Origin of the sequence: Tenacibaculum aquimarinum (assembly GCF_022478115.1) — a bacterium.
Lineage (GTDB): Bacteria > Bacteroidota > Bacteroidia > Flavobacteriales > Flavobacteriaceae > Polaribacter > Polaribacter aquimarinum_A.
Genome location: NZ_JAKGSC010000002.1, coordinates 378,553 through 396,348 on the forward strand (window position 1 = coordinate 378,553; position 17,796 = coordinate 396,348).

Below are 17,796 nucleotides of genomic sequence, written 5' to 3' on the forward strand. Positions count from 1 at the left end.
TATTACGAACCATACATTTGGCTTGTATTTATATATAAAACACTATGAAACAAATAGATATACTTTGGGTAGATGATGAAATTGATTTATTAAAACCACATCAACTATTTTTAGAAAAAAAAGGATATAAAGTTACAACAAGCACAAACGGAACAGATGCAATAGATTTAATTGATGAAAAACGTTTCGATATTGTATTTTTAGATGAAAATATGCCTGGTTTAACAGGTTTAGAAACACTTGCCGAAATAAAACAAAAACAACCCAATCTTCCTATAGTAATGATTACTAAAAGTGAAGAAGAATATATTATGGAAGATGCAATTGGTTCTAAAATTGCAGATTATTTAATAAAACCTGTAAATCCAAATCAGATTTTATTGAGTTTAAAGAAAAGTCTAGATCACTCACGTTTAATTTCTGAAAAAACAACTTCTAATTACCAACAAGAATTCAGAAAAATATCGATGGATTTAGCCATGGTAAATTCTTACGAAGAATGGTTTACGTTATATAAAAAGCTAATTCATTGGGAATTAGAATTAGAAACCATTTCTGATGCTGGTATGTTGGGAATTTTAGAAAGTCAAAAGCAAGAAGCTAATACACAGTTTTTTAAGTTCGTAAAAAAGAATTATCAAGATTGGTTAACTGCTGGAGATAGACCTACTTTTTCACATACATTATTTAAAGATTTTGTAGTTCCGCAACTAAGCAAAGACCAAGGAACACTACTTATTGTAATAGATAATTTACGTTTCGATCAATACAGAACTCTAGAACCTTTACTTAATAACTTTTATAAAAAGGAGGAAGAACACTCTTATTTAAGCATTTTACCAACGGCAACACAATATGCTAGAAACGCTATTTTTTCTGGACTAATGCCTTCTGAAATGGAGAAAATACATCCAAATTATTGGAAAAATGATATGGATGAAGGTGGAAAAAATTTATATGAAAATGAATTTTTAGAAGCGCAAATAAAACGTTTAAACTTAGATATTAAGCACGAATATTATAAAATAACCAATTTGCGAAGCGGAAAAGAACTTGCCGATAATTACAACGGAACAAAACAGAATGACTTAACAGTTGTTGTGTATAATTTTGTTGATATGCTTTCGCATGCTAAAACCGAAATGGAAGTAATTAAAGAATTAGCTGGAGATGATAAAGCGTATCGTTCTTTAACAGTTAGTTGGTTTAAGAATTCTCCTTTGTTCGAAATTATTCAGAAAGCTAAATTATTAGGTCAAAAACTAATAATAACAACCGATCACGGAACCATAAATTGTAAGCATCCTACAAAGGTAATTGGTAATAAAAACATCAGTTCTAATTTACGATACAAAACAGGTAGAAGTCTTTCTTATGAAGAAAAAGATGTCTTTGCTGTAAAAAACCCGAAAGACATTTTCTTACCAAGTATAGCAATTAATAGTCCGTTTATTTTTGCAAAAGAAGATATGTTTTTCGCCTATCCTAATAACTACAATCACTTTGTAAAATATTATAAAAACACGTATCAACATGGTGGAATTTCATTAGAAGAAATGATAATTCCTTGTGCTATTTATGAACCGAAATAAGTTGGCGCCTTTCAGTATTCAGTAAGCAGTTTTCAGTAAAACTATGTTTACTCTGTGGTGAGTTTTTAGAGTTTTATATTTTTTATAAAAACTAATCGTTGTTTTCATTATTTTTGCATTAATGAACAAAGATTATTCTATAGCGCAGTTATCTGAAATTGCACAAGAAATTATTACTTCCGCAGTACATAAAACATTGTTGTTTAATGGAGAAATGGGTGTTGGTAAAACTACACTTATAAAAGAAATCTGTAAACAATTAGGTGTCGAAGATGTTGCCCATTCACCTACTTTCTCTTTAGTAAATGAATATTTAACTACAAAAGGAGAAACAGTTTATCATTTCGATTTTTATAGAATTGAGCAAGAAGAAGAAGCTTACGATATGGGAATTGAAGATTATTTATATTCAAATAATTGGTGTTTAATTGAGTGGCCAAACAATGTAGAAAATTTACTACCTTTAGAAACTGTGGAAATTAATATTTCACTTTTAGAAAACGGACAACGCAACATTCAACTAAAAACCAACTCATGAGTTTATACTCGCCATTTAGTAAGGAAGATTTAATGCCTCAGCCAGAAATGCTTGAAATTCAAAAGCAAAAAGGCGAATTATTTATTGGATTACCTAAAGAAACTCATTTCGAAGAAAAACGAATAAGTTTAACGCCAGATGCTGTTTCTGCTTTAGTTGCACATGGACACAGAATTGTTGTAGAAACTGGCGCAGGAGAAAACTCTAATTATGCCGATAAAGAATACTCTGAAGCTGGAGCAAAAATATCGTACGATGTTAAAGAAGTTTTTGAATGCAACATTATTTTAAAAGTAGAACCGCCTTCTATTAGTGAAATTGAAATGATGAATCCGCAAGCCATTTTAATTTCTGCATTACAATTAAAAACTCAAAACAAAAAATACTTTGAAGCTTTAGCTAAAAAAAGAATTACCGCCGTTGCTTTCGATTATATAAAAGACGAACATGGTGTATATCCAATAGTAAAGTCTCTTAGTGAAATTGCAGGAACTGCTTCAATTTTAATTGCTTCAGAATTAATGAACAGCATAAATGAAGGAAACGGTTTATTATTAGGAAATATTGGTGGAGTTCCGCCAACATCTGTAGTTATTTTAGGCGCAGGAACTGTTGGAGAATTTGCAGCGCGTTCTGCAATTGGTCTAGGTGCGCGAGTAAAAGTATTCGATAACTCGCTAACAAAACTTAGAACATTACAACATCGTTTACCATCACCTATTTATACTTCTACAATTCAACCAAAAACATTGGCAAAAGCATTAATGCGTTGCGATGTTGCTGTTGGTGCAATTCGCGGTAAAGATCGCTCACCTGTTGTTGTTACTGAAGGCATGATTGAAAAAATGAAAGATGGAGCAGTAATTGTAGATGTTAGTATAGATCGTGGTGGTTGTTTTGAAACTTCAAACGTTACAACACATAGCAAGCCAACTTTTACAGAACATGGTGTTATACATTATTGTGTACCAAATATACCTTCTAGATACTCTAGAACTGCCTCTGTTTCAATAAGTAACATTTTAACACCGTATTTATTGAGTATTGCTGAAGAAGGCGGATTTGAAAATGCAATGCGTTACGATAAAAGTTTACGAAACGGAATGTATTTTTACCACGGAATTTTAACAAATAAAACGGTTGCAGATTGGTTTAGCTTACCATTTAGAGATATCAATTTATTGATTATTTAATGGAATAAAACCATTAAATTTGCAGTTCAAATTTAAAACATGCTTAAAAGGTTTTTTTATTACTTTATTGGTTTATCACTTGGTTCTTTAATTGTTTACTTCTTTTGGACAAAAAAAGATGTTACTTTTAATTACGGTATGGATGCGCGTACGCTAAAAACTATACGTATTAGAGAACGTTTATATTCTGATGAAGCTAAAATAACAATGGCAAAACATAATATTGACAGTCTTCAAATTGCTACTGTTTTAGAAAATGGTGATGTTAATTTTGGCAAAAGCAAAGCACGTATTAAACCTTGTCCAGAATATTATATTACTGGAAAAAAGCTAGATTTATACATAATACGTTGCGATAGTACTTCAACAATAAATAAGATTACAATAAAGAGCAATTAAATTGCTAATTCTTATCACCTAAAACGTTTTCGTAAATAATTTTTCAAAAGAATAGTCTTTTTGTTAAATATAATTTACTTTTGAGGCGTGAACGTTAATAAAAATACAACTACTTCTAACTCAATTATAACGATTGGGCGTATTGCTATTATCACAATTTCTACAATTACCCTTTAAGGGTGTAATTAATTTCATATCAACTTAAGGTCATCATTATACTTTCAAACGAAAGCTAATAAACATAGGCTAGTAAAAAAAACAATAACAATTATCAATATATATTTAAAATGAAAGTTTTAAAATTCGGAGGTTCATCCGTAGCCAGTTCTCAAACAATACAACAAGTTTTACAAGTAGTAAAACAAACAGCAGAAAACAATAAAGTATTAGTAGTCGTTTCTGCTTTTGGAAAAACCACAAACAAGTTAATTGCAGCAGCAGAACAAGCAGCTACAAAAGACAATAACTATACTTTACTTTTTAACGAGGTTAAACAACACCATCTTCAAGTTATTAGAGATTTAATAGCAACTGAAAGACAAGATGAGGTTAAAACTAAGGTCGAAAAATTATTTTCTAAACTAGAAATTTTACTACAAGGTTGTTTCTTATTAGAAGAAATTACACCTAAAACATTAGCAACTATTAGTGGTTTTGGTGAACTTTTATCTTCTTACATAATTTCTGAAGCTGCAAAAAACGAATTAGATGCGGGTTATAAAGATAGTAGAGAATTAATTATAACATCTAACAGTTTCGAAAATGCACAAGTTAATTTTAAATTAACGGAGAAAAACTGTCAAGATTTCTTTAAAAAGAACAACAACCAAGTAACATTATTACCAGGTTTTATAGCAAATACAGAAAACGGACAATCAACTACTTTAGGTCGTGGAGGTTCAGATTATTCTGCGGCAATTTATGCAGCTTCTTTAAATGCTGAAGAATTACAAATTTGGACAGATGTTAGCGGAATGTACACTGCAAACCCAAGTGTTGTAAAAGAAGCATTTCCAATTCCACATATATCGTATCAAGAAGCAATGGAATTATCTCATTTTGGTGCAAAAGTTATTTATCCACCAACAATTCAACCAACCTTAGAAAAGAAAATTCCTATTGTTATCAAAAATACTTTTGAACCAGACAATGTAGGAACCTTAATTACCAACAAAACCAATAACGATAGTAGCGTTAAAGGTATAAGTCATATTGAAGATATTACGTTACTTACTTTAGAAGGAAGCGGAATGGTTGGTGTTTCTGGTGTTTCTAAACGTGTTTTTGAAACTTTATCTGTAGAAAATATTAATGTAGTTTTAATTACACAAGCTTCTTCAGAACATTCAATTTGTATTGGTATTTTTGATAAAGATGCTCAACAAGCTACGGAAAGCATTAATGAAACTTTTGCTTTTGAAATTGAAAGAAACAAAGTAAATCCTGTTATTGTAGAACAAAACCTAGCAATTATTGCTTTAGTTGGTGATAACATGAAAAATCATCAAGGATTAAGCGGACAAATGTTTAGTTCTTTAGGAAAAAACAATGTAAACATTAGAGCTATTGCACAAGGTGCTTCAGAAAAAAATATCTCTGCAGTAATTACAAGTGCAGATGCCAAAAAAGCTTTAAACACATTACATGAACAGTTTTTTGAAGAAAACATAAAACAGTTAAATTTATTTGTAACTGGTGTTGGTAATGTTGGTGAGCGTTTTTTAGCACAAATTCATAAACAAACAACATATTTAAAAGAACATTTAAAACTAAACATTAGAGTTGTTGGAATTTCAAATTCTAGAAAAATGACTTTTAATGAAAACGGTTTAGATTTAACAAATTGGAAAGAAGCCTTAGAAAATGGGGAACAAACATCTTTAGATGCCTTTTTTAATAAGACTAAAGCATTAAACTTACGTAACTCGGTATTTGTAGACAACACAGCTAACAAAGAAGTTTCGGAGGTTTATCAAAATTATTTAGAACAAAATATTGGCGTAGTAACTTGTAACAAAATTGCTTGTGCCTCTAGTTTAGATAATTACAAGACACTTAAAAGAGTATCGCGTAAATTTAATGCTCCTTTCTTGTTTGAAACTAATGTTGGTGCAGGTTTACCTGTAATCGACACTTTAAAAAACTTAATTGCTTCTGGAGATAGAATCCATAAAATACAAGCTGTTTTATCGGGAAGTTTAAATTTTGTTTTCAATAATTTTAATGAAAATACTACTTTTCATGACGTTGTTGCACAAGCTCAAAAAGAAGGTTTTACAGAGCCAGATCCAAAGATAGATTTAAGCGGAATTGACGTTGCCAGAAAGATTTTAATCTTAGCGCGTGAAAGCGGATACGAATTAGAGCTTTCTGATATTGACAACAACTCATTTTTAACAGAAAAAAGCCTTAAAACAACTAATAATGACGATTTTTACGCATCTTTAACAGCATCTGAAGCTCATTTTCAGAATATCTATAAAGAAGCGAATGACAAAGATTGTCGTTTAAAATATGTGGCAACCTTTGAAAACGGTAAAGCTTCAGTTGGTTTACAACATATTCCATCAGATCATCCTTTTTATAATTTAGAAGGAAGTGATAATATTGTGTTATTTTTTACAGAAAGATATCCAGTAAATCCATTATTGATAAAAGGTGCTGGAGCTGGTGCAGAAGTTACTGCTTCTGGTATTTTTGCAGATGTAATTAGAATTGGAAAGAACTAAAAAATGAAGTATTTAAAAATATTTTCTCCTGCTACTGTAGCAAATGTTTCCTGCGGATTTGACTCGCTAGGTCTAGCAATTGACTCCGTTGGTGACGAAATGACTTTTACTAAAACCGACGAAAAAGGTGTTAGAATTACTGAAATAACAGGCGCAAATTTACCTTTAAATGCAAAAGAAAATGCCGCAGGTGCTGTTGCTTTGGCAATGTTAGAAAAATATCCTGTAGATTTTGGAATTGAAATGACAATGCACAAAGGTTTTTCTCCTGGAAGTGGTTTGGGAAGTAGCGCTGCAAGTGCTGCTGGAGCTGCTTTTGGTGTAAATCAATTATTAGGAAATCCGTTTTCTCAGTTAGAATTAACAAAATTTGCCATGATTGGAGAAGAAACTGCTTGCGGAAGCGCAATTGCAGACAATGTTTCTGCAGCAATATACGGTGGTTTTGTTTTAGTAAGAAGTTACGAACCGTTAGATATTATTAAAATACCGGTTCCAACGGAATTAAGAGTTGTTGCCATTCATCCACAAGTGGAAGTTAAAACAAAAGATTCTAGAGACGTTTTACCAAAAGAAGTACCGTTAAAAAGTGCAATTACGCAATGGGCAAATTTGGCCGGATTAATTAGCGGTTTACACACTGAAAATTACGAGTTAATTTCTAACTCATTAACAGATATTATAGTAGAACCTGCTCGTAAACATTTAATTCCGCATTTCGATTTAGTTAAAAGCGAAGCTTTAAAAGCAGGTGCTTTAGGTGCTGGAATTTCTGGCGCAGGACCAACTATTTTTGCGTTATGTAAAGGAGAAACTATTGCAAACGATGTATACGCATCTATTGAAAATGCTTATAAAAACACGAATATCGATTTTAATATGCATCGTTCAAAAATTAATACAGAAGGAATAAAAATTTTAGAAGAAAGATAAAAATGAACTATTATAGTCTTAATCATAAATCACCAAAAGTAAGCTTTAAAAGTGCTGTAGTTAACGGTTTAGCGCCCGATAGAGGTTTATATTTCCCAGAGAGCATCACTCCTATTTCTAGCGATTTTATTAAAAATATTGCCAATTATTCTAACGAAGAAATTGCGTACGAAGCTATTAAGCAATTTGTTGGAGATGAAATTCCTACAGACGTTTTAAAAAATATTATTGATGAAACCTTGTCTTTCGATTTCCCTATTGTAAATGTAGAAGAAAACATTGGTGCATTAGAATTATTTCACGGACCAACAATGGCATTTAAAGATGTTGGTGCACGTTTTATGGCACGTTGTTTAGCATATTTTAATAAGAATAATGAAGATAAAGTAACTGTTTTAGTAGCTACTTCTGGAGATACTGGAGGCGCTGTTGCAAGCGGATTCTTAGGTGTTAAAGGTGTAGAAGTTGTTATTTTATATCCAAGCGGAAAAGTAAGTGATATTCAAGAAAAGCAATTAACTACATTAGGTCAAAATATTAAAGCTTTAGAAGTTGATGGTGTTTTTGATGATTGCCAAGAAATGGTAAAAACAGCTTTTTTAGATACTGAAATTTCTAAAACACTAACATCTGCCAATTCAATAAATATTGCACGTTGGTTGCCACAAATGTTCTATTTTTTCTTTGCGTATAAGCAATTACATAAAAAACATAAAGACATCGTTTTTTCTGTACCAAGTGGAAATTTCGGAAATATTTGTGCGGGAATTATGGCGCAAAAATTAGGTTTACCTGTTAAGCATTTTGTTGCTTCAACCAATATAAACGATACAGTTCCTAACTTTTTAGCAACTGAAAAATACGATCCAAAACCATCTAAAGCTACTATTTCTAATGCAATGGATGTTGGAAACCCAAGTAATTTTATTAGAATTCAAGAATTGTTTGGTAATAATACAGCCGAATTAAAACAAGCTTTTGCTTCGTATTCTTTTACAGATGAAGCAACTAAAGTAGCCATGAAAGAAATTTATAAAACATCTGGTTATGTTGCAGATCCTCATGGAGCTGTTGGATATTTAGGTTTGAAGAAATATAATTTAGCCGATACAGATTTTGGTGTGTTTTTAGAAACTGCACATCCTGTAAAGTTTTTAGATATTGTTGAAGAAACATTGCCTGTAAGTGTTGAAATTCCTGAGCAGATTAAATCTGTAATTGATAAAGTAAAAGTTGCTACAAAAGTTAGTAATTATACCGAATTAAAAGAGTTTTTAAATTCATAAGAATTTACAAGGATATAAAATTTATAAACCTCATTTCCATTTTTGGAAGTGAGGTTTTTTTATAACAATTAAGGTTTTAAGATCTTGATATTCTTATAAAAAAACAATAACTTCGCTAACGATTGATTTTAGTCATTAAAACGACACATATCAGCGTTAAAGTTGGCTAGAATGCTGAACAATCTGAAATATATTGTAAAAGAGAATAATTTTCGGTTCTACAAGGCAAGAAAATAAAACTTAACTGAATTTAGAACATAACTTTGTGGAGACAGAAAAGAGAGACAAAAAAGAATGAATTTAACAATTGAAAATATTTTATTAATTGGTTCTTTATTACTTCTGACAAGTATTTTTGCAGGTAAGACTTCTTATAAATTTGGTGTTCCTACTTTATTACTCTTTTTGGCTATTGGAATGTTGGCAGGTTCTGACGGCATTGGTGGTATTCAATTTGATGACCCAAAACTTGCCCAATTTATTGGTATTGTCTCGCTTAACTTTATATTGTTTTCAGGTGGACTTGACACTAATTGGGCAGCTGTCAAACCAATTCTTAGAGAAGGAATTGCATTATCGACCTTAGGCGTTTTACTAACAGCAGTTTCTCTTGGCACATTTGTTTGGATTATTACTGATTTCACAATTTATGAAAGTCTATTATTAGGTTCAATTGTATCTTCAACAGATGCAGCGGCTGTATTTTCAATTCTACGCTCAAAAAACCTTGCTCTAAAAACTAATCTCAGACCCACTTTAGAATTGGAAAGTGGAAGTAACGATCCAATGGCATATGTGCTGACTATTGCATTTTTAACTTTGGTTATCAATCAAGACCAAAGTTTTGTATCTATAATCCCATTATTTTTACAACAAATGATTTTGGGTGGAATTGCAGGATTTGCTTTTGGCATATGTAGTAAATATATCATTAACAAAATCAAACTTGACTTTGAAGGACTCTATCCTGTTTTAGTTATTGCTTTGATGTTTACTACATTTTCTGCAACAGATTTTGTAGGTGGTAATGGCTTTCTTGCCATTTACATTTGTGCTGTTTATCTAGGTAATCAAGACCTCATACACAAAAAAACCATTTTAAAAATGTTTGATGGTTTAGCTTGGTTAATGCAAATAGTTCTATTTCTTACATTAGGGTTACTGGTTTTTCCTTCTGAAATTATTCCACATATGGGTATTGGACTACTCATTTCATTGTTTCTAATAATTGTTGCCAGACCAATAGGTGTATTTATCAGCCTGCTATTTTTCAAAATGAGGTTAAAAAGAAGATTTTACATTTCTTGGGTTGGATTACGTGGAGCTGTTCCTATTGTATTTGCGACTTATCCACTTTTGGCAGGAATTGATAAAGCAAGCATTATTTTTAACATTGTATTTTTTATTTCAGTTACTTCTATATTATTTCAAGGCACCACACTTTCCATTGTTGCAAAATGGCTAAATGTTGGATTGCCTGAAAAACAAAAGAAACTGAACGCTACTGATTTGCTATTGGCAGAAAATCCCAAAGCAGAAATGAAAGAAGTTTTGATAACTTTAGACTCTTATGCGGTAGAAAAGAAAATTGTGGAATTGGGCTTTCCAAAAAATGCGATAATAGCAATGATTAAAAGAGATAAGGGCTACATAATTCCAAATGGTTTAACAAAAATTGAAGTTCAAGACAAATTGATTGTTCTTGCTGACAGACCTAAGATTTTTGATGAAGTTTATAAAATACTTAAAATAAAAGAAAGCACAGCAGCCAATAGTGTATAAAAATATAACGGGTTTAATCGAAAAATTAGGCCGTAAAAATCCATTACTATACTTATACTAGATCGTTAGCGAACTTCATTAAATTTCTCAACAATTCTTATACTTATCGTGTAAACCCTCTCCACGTAAAATCATTGGGATAATTTTTTCTAAGCGAGATAATTTAGTGGCTTCGCGTTTTGCTCCAGAAATATGGTCGGCAAAATCACGTTGTTTGCTTTTTGTAAACTCGTTAAACGCTATTTTTATGTCTTTGTTTTTAGAAAACACTTCTTTTAGCAATTCAGGAATTAAAAGTGGTTTTGTAGTTCGGTTTGGCTTTATCTCCTTCCCTGCTTCTATATTATCTATAGCTTCTAAAACATATAATTTAATAATATCCTCTTTAATATCCGCAGCAGTTTCTAAACGCATTTGTCGCATTGCTTGGGTTTTACCTTCTTGTGCGTTTCTTAGAACCTTAAATTTATCTTTTAATAAGCCGCCTTGAAAAAACACAATCCAAAATGATTTTTAAATGCAGCAATACTCACCACGTTTTTTCCTTTGTAACTATACGTTGGTGAACCCCATTTTATGGTTTCCGTCAAAGGAAGTTGCGATAAAATAGTACGCAAGTATATTAATTCTTGTGTCCATTTTTCTTTAGAAGTTATAAATTCTGTTACTCTCGAATCCATTTTAAATTTTAAGAATTATCGTTACTTGGAGCACTAATCATCCATTGGATTCCAAATTTATCGATACAACTCCCAAACTTTCCGCCCCAAAAAACTTCAGCATATGGCATTGTTGTTTTTCCGCCATCAGCCAAACCATCAAAAATTGCATAACCGCTTTCTTCATCATCAGCCGTAATAGAAATATTACTATTATTTCCTTTAATTAATGGTTCTTCAAAACTATCTGAAAGTTTTATTTGACTATTTGTACCAAAAGACATTGTTGCATGCATAATTTTATTAGCTATTTCTGGTGTAGAAAACTCTGGCGGTCCTTCAGAATAACGCATTATCATTTCAAATTTACCATCAAAAATATCTTGGTAATATAGCATTGCTTCTTCGCAATTTCCATCAAAAAATAAATACACATCACTTCTCATAATCTAACTTTTTAAAATTCTTTCTAAAGTTAGTTATTTTTATTTAAATAATGTTCTTTGATTTTATCGACGTTTTTAATGGTTTTTTCTACCCAATCTGCATAAATAGTTTCCTTTTCTTCTTCGGAAAGTTGCCAATCAATAGCTGTCTTCTTCAACTTTGTAGTAACATCTTGTAAAATAATTGCAGCAGCAACAGAAATGTTTAAACTTTCGGTAAAACCTACCATTGGTATTTTTAAAAATCCGTCTGCATTATCTTTTACATAATCAGAAATACCTTCTTTTTCAACCCCAAAAACAAAGGCTGTTTTTTTAGTAACATCAAAATCAGATAAAACGGTATCTGTATGTGGCGTTGTTCCAACAATTTGATATCCTTTACTGCGTAAGTCTTTAAAACAATTTTCTATATTGTCTCCATCTTCTTTAAAACGGTGAAAATCTAACCATTTCTGACTTCCTTTAGCTACGTGACGTGATACTTTGTTGATGTAATTATTTTCTACCGTATATAAATCTTGAACTCCAAAAATATCGCAAGTTCTTACTACTGCGCTTGAGTTGTGGGCTTGATAAATGTCTTCTAATACAACTGTAAAATGACGTGTTCTTTCTGCTAAAACAGTTTTAAAAAGTGCTTTTCTCCTATCCGTTAAATATCCTTCTAAATATTCTCTTAAATCTTTATTAGCCATAGTACAAAAATAAAAATTATTATTTTTACGTTCTAAGAGAGATTCGCTTAATTTACTCATAACTTATAATTGATGAAAAATTTAGTTGTTTTAACGGGTGCAGGAATTTCTGCCGAAAGTGGTATACAAACATTTAGAGATGCTGATGGATTATGGGAAGGCCACAATGTTATGGAAGTAGCATCACCAGAAGGTTTTGCTAAAAATCCTGAATTGGTTTTAGATTTTTACAACCAACGTAGAAGACAATTATTAGAAGTACAACCGAATAAAGGTCACGAAAACTTAGCCAAGTTAGAAGCTTATTTTAATGTGGAAATTGTTACTCAAAATGTAGATGACTTACACGAGCGCGCTAAAAGTAGTAATGTTACACATTTACATGGAGAACTTTTAAAAGTAAGAAGTGTTGCAAATGAAACTTTGGTTACTTACAGAGAAAAAGATATTGTTTTAGGTGATTTAGCAGAAGACAACCAACAATTAAGACCACATATTGTTTGGTTTGGAGAAATGGTACCGATGCTTGATAAAGCAATAGAAATTACTCAAAAAGCAGATATTTTGGTAATTATTGGAACTTCTATGCAAGTATATCCTGCGGCAGGTTTGGTAGATTACATTAAACCAAATACACCAATTTATTTTATAGATCCAAAACCTTCTGTAACAAAAAATGATTTTAATAATTTGACAATTATTAAAGACGTAGCAAGTTCTGGAACGGATACTTTATTAGAAATATTATTGAAGAAAGGCTAAGATTAACTCTTAATAATTCTATTAAAATACTCGTATAATTCTCCTTTAGAAATTGAACTTCCTTTTTCAATTAAATCAAAAATTTCTACATTTCTTTCTTTTCCATACGGTTTTTCTCCGTTTAAAAACTCCACGTTTTTATCTAACGGGTTTGTTAAAAGCCACTCATAACCCTCTTTTTCTAACAAGTTTATATCTTTATCGACCTTCACAACAATTCTGCTAATTTCTTCATCGATACACTTAAAAAGGTTGACCGTTTTTTCAGAAAAATGCTCTAAATATTCAACTTTAGTTAACACATCATCCCAAACAATATCAGAGAACACATTCATTTCTTCTTCTGCAACCTGTGGTTTTTCTTCTTTTAATTGTTTCCATTCTTTTACATCAATACTTTGTGATGCTAAAAAGTGAGCAAATTCTTCATGTAAACTTTCAAACTGTTCTTTGGTAAGTTGTCTATATTTCATTGGGTAATTTTAATAAAGTATTTGGGTTGGGGCAATTTTGTTTGTAATAAGGTAGTTTTTCTTTTGAAGAAACGCCTGGATAATCTCCAGTATAATCTTCCATATTTAAAATTAATTGAAAGTGTAAATGCGCTGCATAATCTCCATTTACAGTATTATTTCCTAATTCTGCTATCTTTTCACCTGTATTTACGGAATCTCCAATTTTAATATTTTCGATGGATTTGGTTGATAAATGTCCGTATAAAGAGTAAAAGATAATACCTTCAACTTGATGTTTCAGAATAATTGTTGGTCCGTAATCTCCAAAATTATTATTGTTTTTAAAACTGTGTACTTCACCTTCTAAGACAGCTAAAACATTGGTTTTGGCATTACACCATAAATCGATTCCTAAATGAATATTTCGTTTGTTTTCTTCGGAATTAAAGTAACCACTTCTATTATAAATATCTCTTTCTTCTAAATAACCACCAAAAGCAACTTTTGCATTTTTCTCTTTTAAAAATTTTGATAGATATGATTCCCATTCAGCAGCAGAAGAAACATCAAAATTTAAGTCTTTATTTTTTGATGAAATTGAGATTGGAACATAGTCTTTTAAAGAAATTGAAGTATCAATTACATATAAAGGACTTGCTGATAATTTTGTTAAAAACGAATTTATTTCCATAAAAAAACCGCCTACTAAATAGGCGGTTCAAATATCTAAAAATTCTAAGGGAATTTAAAAATTATATTAATTTATCTGCTAACAGACCCAGAAATAATTGCAACTGGTCCTGCTCCCATTGTTATTGCTGTATGTAAATCTGCATCTGCTGCAACAGCTTGTGCTAATGGCTTTAATGCAAAAGGTGCTGTGCTATTATCCGGACTTGGTTCTACAGAAATTACTATTGTAGCTCCTTTTAAACTTGTAGGAAAAGTAACTCCAGCTGCTGTTCCCATTAAATAATCTTCTCCAGGATAACCAGGTCCATTACCTGCTGTTCCTTTATATGGAGATGTTGCTGCATTATCATCTGCCATACTTGGATCTGTAAAAGTTCCTGTTGAAACTGGTGTTCCATTAATTACAGCCCATCCTTCATATTTCCAACCTGCAGATAATGTTGGTAAATCTAAACCAACAGCTGCACTTCCAGAAGAGTTATCTAAAAACCAAACTCCACTATCTTCATTTGTATCATCCATATCTGTTGGTGTAGCTAAAATAAATGTACCAGAAGATGCTCCTAAAGTTCCTAAAGAACTTGTTGCATCTACAACAATATTATCAGAATTTACAGAAGCAGAATTACCACTAAATTCTCCTGCTAATAATTTAGTTGCTGCTGGTGCTGGATCATTATCTGGATTTGGTTCAATTGATAAAACAAAATTTGTTGCTGCTGCTAACTGCGCTGTATTTGCAGGAAATGATGTTTGAGATAAAACTCCTGAATCATCTACAGAAAATGTTCCTGTTGTAACTGGTGCTCCGTCAACAATAATCCATCCTTCATAGCGATATTCGTCTCCTAAATTCTCTAAACCAGATAAATTTAATGTTAAACTAGATGTTGATGCTGTATCATCGTCATCACTACAAGAAGTAAAAGCTAATGTTGCTAAGGCTGCAACACCTAAAAGTAATTTTTTCATAATGTAAATTTTAATAGTTAATATTTCAACTTAAGTCGAACTTTAAAAAAACTGCTTACAAAAAAAAAACTCCTTTTTTAAAACAAAAGGAGTTTTTCGCATATAAAATACTGATACTAAGCGTTTTCTTTTTTAATTAAATTTAATGCAGAACCCTCATTATACCATTCAATTTGCCCATCATTGTATGTATGATTTGCTATAATTGTGTCTTTTGAACCATCTGAATGCACAACTTCTAACGTTAAAGGTTTACCTGGAGCAAACTCATTTAAATCAATAAAGTTGAAAGTATCATCTTCTTGAATTAAATCGTAATCTGCTTCATTTGCAAATGTTAAACCTAACATTCCTTGTTTTTTAAGGTTTGTTTCATGAATACGAGCAAAAGATTTTACTAAAACTGCGGCAACACCTAAATGTCTTGGTTCCATTGCAGCATGTTCTCTAGAAGAACCTTCACCGTAATTATGATCTCCAACTACAATTGTATTAATTCCTGCTGCTTTATAAGCTCTTGCAGTTTTTGGTACTGCGTCATATTCTCCATTTAACTGACTTTTTACAAAGTTTGTTTTCATGTTATACGCATTTACAGCTCCAATTAACATATTGTTAGAAATATTATCTAAATGACCACGGAAACGCAACCAAGGTCCAGCCATAGAAATATGGTCTGTTGTACATTTACCGAATGCTTTTATTAATAATTTTACACCGTTTAATTCATTTCCTAAAGGAGTAAATGGCGATAATAATTCTAATCTTTCTGATGTTGGATTTACCTTAATTTCTACACCACTTCCATCTTCTTCTGGTGCTAAATAACCATCGTCTTTAACTTCAAAGCCTTTTGGTGGTAATTCCCAACCTGTTGGCTCATCAAACATTACTTGTTCTCCATTTTCGTTAATTAACGAATCTGTCATCGGATTAAAATCTAAACGACCAGCAATTGCAATTGCTGCTGTTAGTTCTGGCGAAGCAACAAATGCGTGTGTATTTGGGTTACCATCTGCACGTTTTGCAAAGTTTCTATTAAACGAGTGCACAATACTGTTTTTTGGTGCATTTTTAGGATCGCTATATCTTGCCCATTGCCCAATACAAGGTCCACAAGCATTAGTAAAAATCTTAGCGTCTAATTGTTCAAAAATTCCTAAAATTCCATCTCTTTCTGCTGTATAACGTACTTTTTCTGAACCAGGATTAATTCCTAATTCTGATTTCATTTTTATACCTTTATCTAAAGCTTGTTTTGCAATTGAAGAAGCTCTTGATAAATCTTCATAAGAAGAGTTTGTACAAGAACCAATTAAACCCCATTCTACTTGTAAAGGCCAATCGTTTTTATTGGCGATTGCAGTCATGTCTGTACCAGCTTTTGTAGATAAATCTGGCGTAAATGGTCCATTTAATAATGGCGTTAATTCTGATAAATTTATTTCTATAACTTGGTCAAAATATTGCTCTGGATTTGCATATACTTCATCATCTCCCGTTAAATATTCTTTTACTTTGTTTGCCGCATCTGCAACATCGGCTCTTTCTGTAGCACGTAAATAACGTTCCATAGATTCGTCATAACCAAAAGTAGAAGTTGTTGCACCGATTTCTGCTCCCATATTACAAATTGTACCTTTTCCTGTACAAGACATACTTCTTGCTCCTTCTCCAAAATACTCTACAATTGCGTCCGTTCCTCCTTTTGCAGAAACAATTCCGGCTACTTTTAAGATTACATCTTTTGGTGCTGCCCAACCAGAAATTTTTCCTGTTAGTTTTACTCCAATTAACTTCGGGAATTTTAATTCCCAAGCCATTCCTGCCATAACATCTACTGCATCTGCTCCACCAACACCAATTGCTACCATTCCTAATCCACCAGCATTTACTGTGTGAGAATCGGTACCAATCATCATTCCACCTGGAAATGCATAATTTTCTAATACTACTTGATGAATAATTCCTGCTCCTGGTTTCCAAAAACCTAAACCATATTTGTTAGAAACAGATTCTAAGAAATCAAAAACTTCGCTACTTGTACTATTTGCCATTTTTAAATCAGCAGCAGCACCATCTTTAGCTTGAATTAAATGATCGCAATGTGTTGTAGTAGGAACTGCAACTTTAGCTTTACCTGCTTGCATAAACTGCAATAAAGCCATTTGTGCAGTTGCATCTTGTAATGCAATACGATCTGGTGCAAAATCTACATAATCTTTACCTCTTATAAATGCTTTATTAGGATTTCCATCCCATAAATGTGAGTACAATATTTTTTCTGCAAGTGTTAAAGGTTTTCCAGTAATTTTACGAGCAGCATCTACTCTATCAACTACTTTAGAATATACCTTTTTTATCATATCAATATCAAAAGCCATAAGATTTCTATTTTTTTTTTAGTTATTCTATTATTTCAATACTCCAAGATACAAAATATATTATTTATTTCTTGAGGTCTAAAATATTTAATACTGATAGTTTTATAGACTTTTTTGATTGAATCTGGCTAATTGTAAATGAAATAAGTTTAAAGAAATTACGGATTTTGGGTTAGGGATTGAAGTGAAAATCCTTTTTTACTAAACTAATTTCTATATTTCTTATTAAAAGAAAATATCATATAAATTTAACAGATGCTGAACTAAATTCAGCA

17 protein-coding genes are annotated in these 17,796 nt (G+C 31.6%); 9 read left to right on the plus strand and 8 right to left on the minus strand.

Features of this window, described 5'->3' with window-relative positions; all coding sequences use genetic code 11:
• Nucleotides 1–44 precede the first annotated feature (44 nt).
• From porX to L1S33_RS07685, 8 genes are all read left to right on the plus strand, one after another.
• Nucleotides 45–1,592, plus strand: coding sequence for a T9SS response regulator signal transducer PorX (gene porX / locus L1S33_RS07650; RefSeq protein ID WP_240561896.1), 1,548 nt, complete (start codon nucleotides 45–47; stop codon nucleotides 1,590–1,592).
• Nucleotides 1,593–1,713: 121 nt separating this feature from the next.
• Nucleotides 1,714–2,130 carry a tRNA (adenosine(37)-N6)-threonylcarbamoyltransferase complex ATPase subunit type 1 TsaE gene (tsaE, locus tag L1S33_RS07655; protein ID WP_240552392.1) on the plus strand — a complete coding sequence of 139 codons (417 nt, stop codon included), beginning with the start codon at nucleotides 1,714–1,716 and terminating at the stop codon, nucleotides 2,128–2,130.
• Nucleotides 2,127–3,323, plus strand: a complete 1,197-nt coding sequence (locus L1S33_RS07660; protein ID WP_240552393.1) for an alanine dehydrogenase — start codon at nucleotides 2,127–2,129, stop codon at nucleotides 3,321–3,323. Before tsaE ends, L1S33_RS07660 begins: the two co-directional genes overlap by 4 nt.
• Nucleotides 3,324–3,362: 39 nt before the next feature.
• The gene (locus L1S33_RS07665; protein ID WP_240552394.1) at nucleotides 3,363–3,722 is read left to right on the plus strand and encodes a DUF4258 domain-containing protein; all 360 of its coding nucleotides are present in this window, start codon (nucleotides 3,363–3,365) and stop codon (nucleotides 3,720–3,722) included.
• Nucleotides 3,723–4,009: 287 nt separating this feature from the next.
• Entirely contained in the window at nucleotides 4,010–6,451 is a 2,442-nt protein-coding gene (thrA, locus tag L1S33_RS07670) for a bifunctional aspartate kinase/homoserine dehydrogenase I (RefSeq protein WP_240561897.1), read from the plus strand.
• 3 nt (nucleotides 6,452–6,454) lie between these two features.
• Complete coding sequence (locus tag L1S33_RS07675) at nucleotides 6,455–7,384, plus strand: homoserine kinase (RefSeq protein WP_240561898.1); 930 nt, start codon at nucleotides 6,455–6,457, stop codon at nucleotides 7,382–7,384.
• A gap of 2 nt (nucleotides 7,385–7,386) precedes the next feature.
• Nucleotides 7,387–8,670, plus strand: coding sequence for a threonine synthase (thrC, locus tag L1S33_RS07680; RefSeq protein WP_240561899.1), 1,284 nt, complete (start codon nucleotides 7,387–7,389; stop codon nucleotides 8,668–8,670).
• A 294-nt stretch (nucleotides 8,671–8,964) separates the two neighbouring features.
• Nucleotides 8,965–10,452, plus strand: a complete 1,488-nt coding sequence (locus tag L1S33_RS07685; RefSeq protein ID WP_240561900.1) for a potassium/proton antiporter — start codon at nucleotides 8,965–8,967, stop codon at nucleotides 10,450–10,452.
• Between the two features lie 87 nt (nucleotides 10,453–10,539).
• On the opposite strand, the gene L1S33_RS07690 is transcribed toward L1S33_RS07685, so the two are convergent.
• The 4 genes from L1S33_RS07690 to L1S33_RS07705 are packed head-to-tail and all read right to left on the minus strand — an operon-like array spanning nucleotide 10,540 to nucleotide 12,255.
• Entirely contained in the window at nucleotides 10,540–10,950 is a 411-nt protein-coding gene (locus L1S33_RS07690) for a YdeI/OmpD-associated family protein (RefSeq protein WP_240561901.1), read from the minus strand.
• Nucleotides 10,926–11,132, minus strand: a complete 207-nt coding sequence (locus tag L1S33_RS07695; RefSeq protein ID WP_240561902.1) for a DUF1801 domain-containing protein — start codon at nucleotides 11,130–11,132, stop codon at nucleotides 10,926–10,928. The genes L1S33_RS07690 and L1S33_RS07695 overlap by 25 nt, the downstream gene beginning before the upstream one ends.
• Before the next feature lie 8 nt (nucleotides 11,133–11,140).
• Nucleotides 11,141–11,557, minus strand: coding sequence for a VOC family protein (locus L1S33_RS07700; protein ID WP_240552399.1), 417 nt, complete (start codon nucleotides 11,555–11,557; stop codon nucleotides 11,141–11,143).
• A 29-nt stretch (nucleotides 11,558–11,586) separates the two neighbouring features.
• Nucleotides 11,587–12,255, minus strand: a complete 669-nt coding sequence (locus tag L1S33_RS07705; RefSeq protein WP_240553067.1) for a TrmH family RNA methyltransferase — start codon at nucleotides 12,253–12,255, stop codon at nucleotides 11,587–11,589.
• Between the two features lie 72 nt (nucleotides 12,256–12,327).
• Between L1S33_RS07705 and L1S33_RS07710 the strand changes: the two genes are divergently transcribed.
• Nucleotides 12,328–13,017 carry an SIR2 family NAD-dependent protein deacylase gene (locus L1S33_RS07710; protein ID WP_240552400.1) on the plus strand — a complete coding sequence of 230 codons (690 nt, stop codon included), beginning with the start codon at nucleotides 12,328–12,330 and terminating at the stop codon, nucleotides 13,015–13,017.
• A 2-nt stretch (nucleotides 13,018–13,019) separates the two neighbouring features.
• Here L1S33_RS07710 and L1S33_RS07715 read toward each other — a convergent pair whose 3' ends face one another.
• The 4 genes from L1S33_RS07715 to L1S33_RS07730 all read right to left on the minus strand — a co-directional run bounded on the left by L1S33_RS07715 (nucleotide 13,020) and on the right by L1S33_RS07730 (nucleotide 17,521).
• Nucleotides 13,020–13,490, minus strand: coding sequence for a DUF6495 family protein (locus L1S33_RS07715; protein WP_240561903.1), 471 nt, complete (start codon nucleotides 13,488–13,490; stop codon nucleotides 13,020–13,022).
• Nucleotides 13,480–14,163: a peptidoglycan DD-metalloendopeptidase family protein gene (locus L1S33_RS07720; protein WP_240561904.1), complete on the minus strand. Its 684-nt coding sequence runs from the start codon at nucleotides 14,161–14,163 to the stop codon at nucleotides 13,480–13,482. The genes L1S33_RS07715 and L1S33_RS07720 overlap by 11 nt, the downstream gene beginning before the upstream one ends.
• Nucleotides 14,164–14,234: 71 nt before the next feature.
• On the minus strand, nucleotides 14,235–15,137 hold the full coding sequence (locus L1S33_RS07725) for a hypothetical protein (protein WP_240552403.1): 903 nt from the start codon (nucleotides 15,135–15,137) through the stop codon (nucleotides 14,235–14,237).
• A 116-nt stretch (nucleotides 15,138–15,253) separates the two neighbouring features.
• Nucleotides 15,254–17,521 (minus strand): aconitate hydratase, encoded by a 2,268-nt coding sequence (locus L1S33_RS07730; RefSeq protein ID WP_240561905.1) that lies wholly within the window; start codon nucleotides 17,519–17,521, stop codon nucleotides 15,254–15,256.
• Nucleotides 17,522–17,796 lie beyond the last annotated feature (275 nt).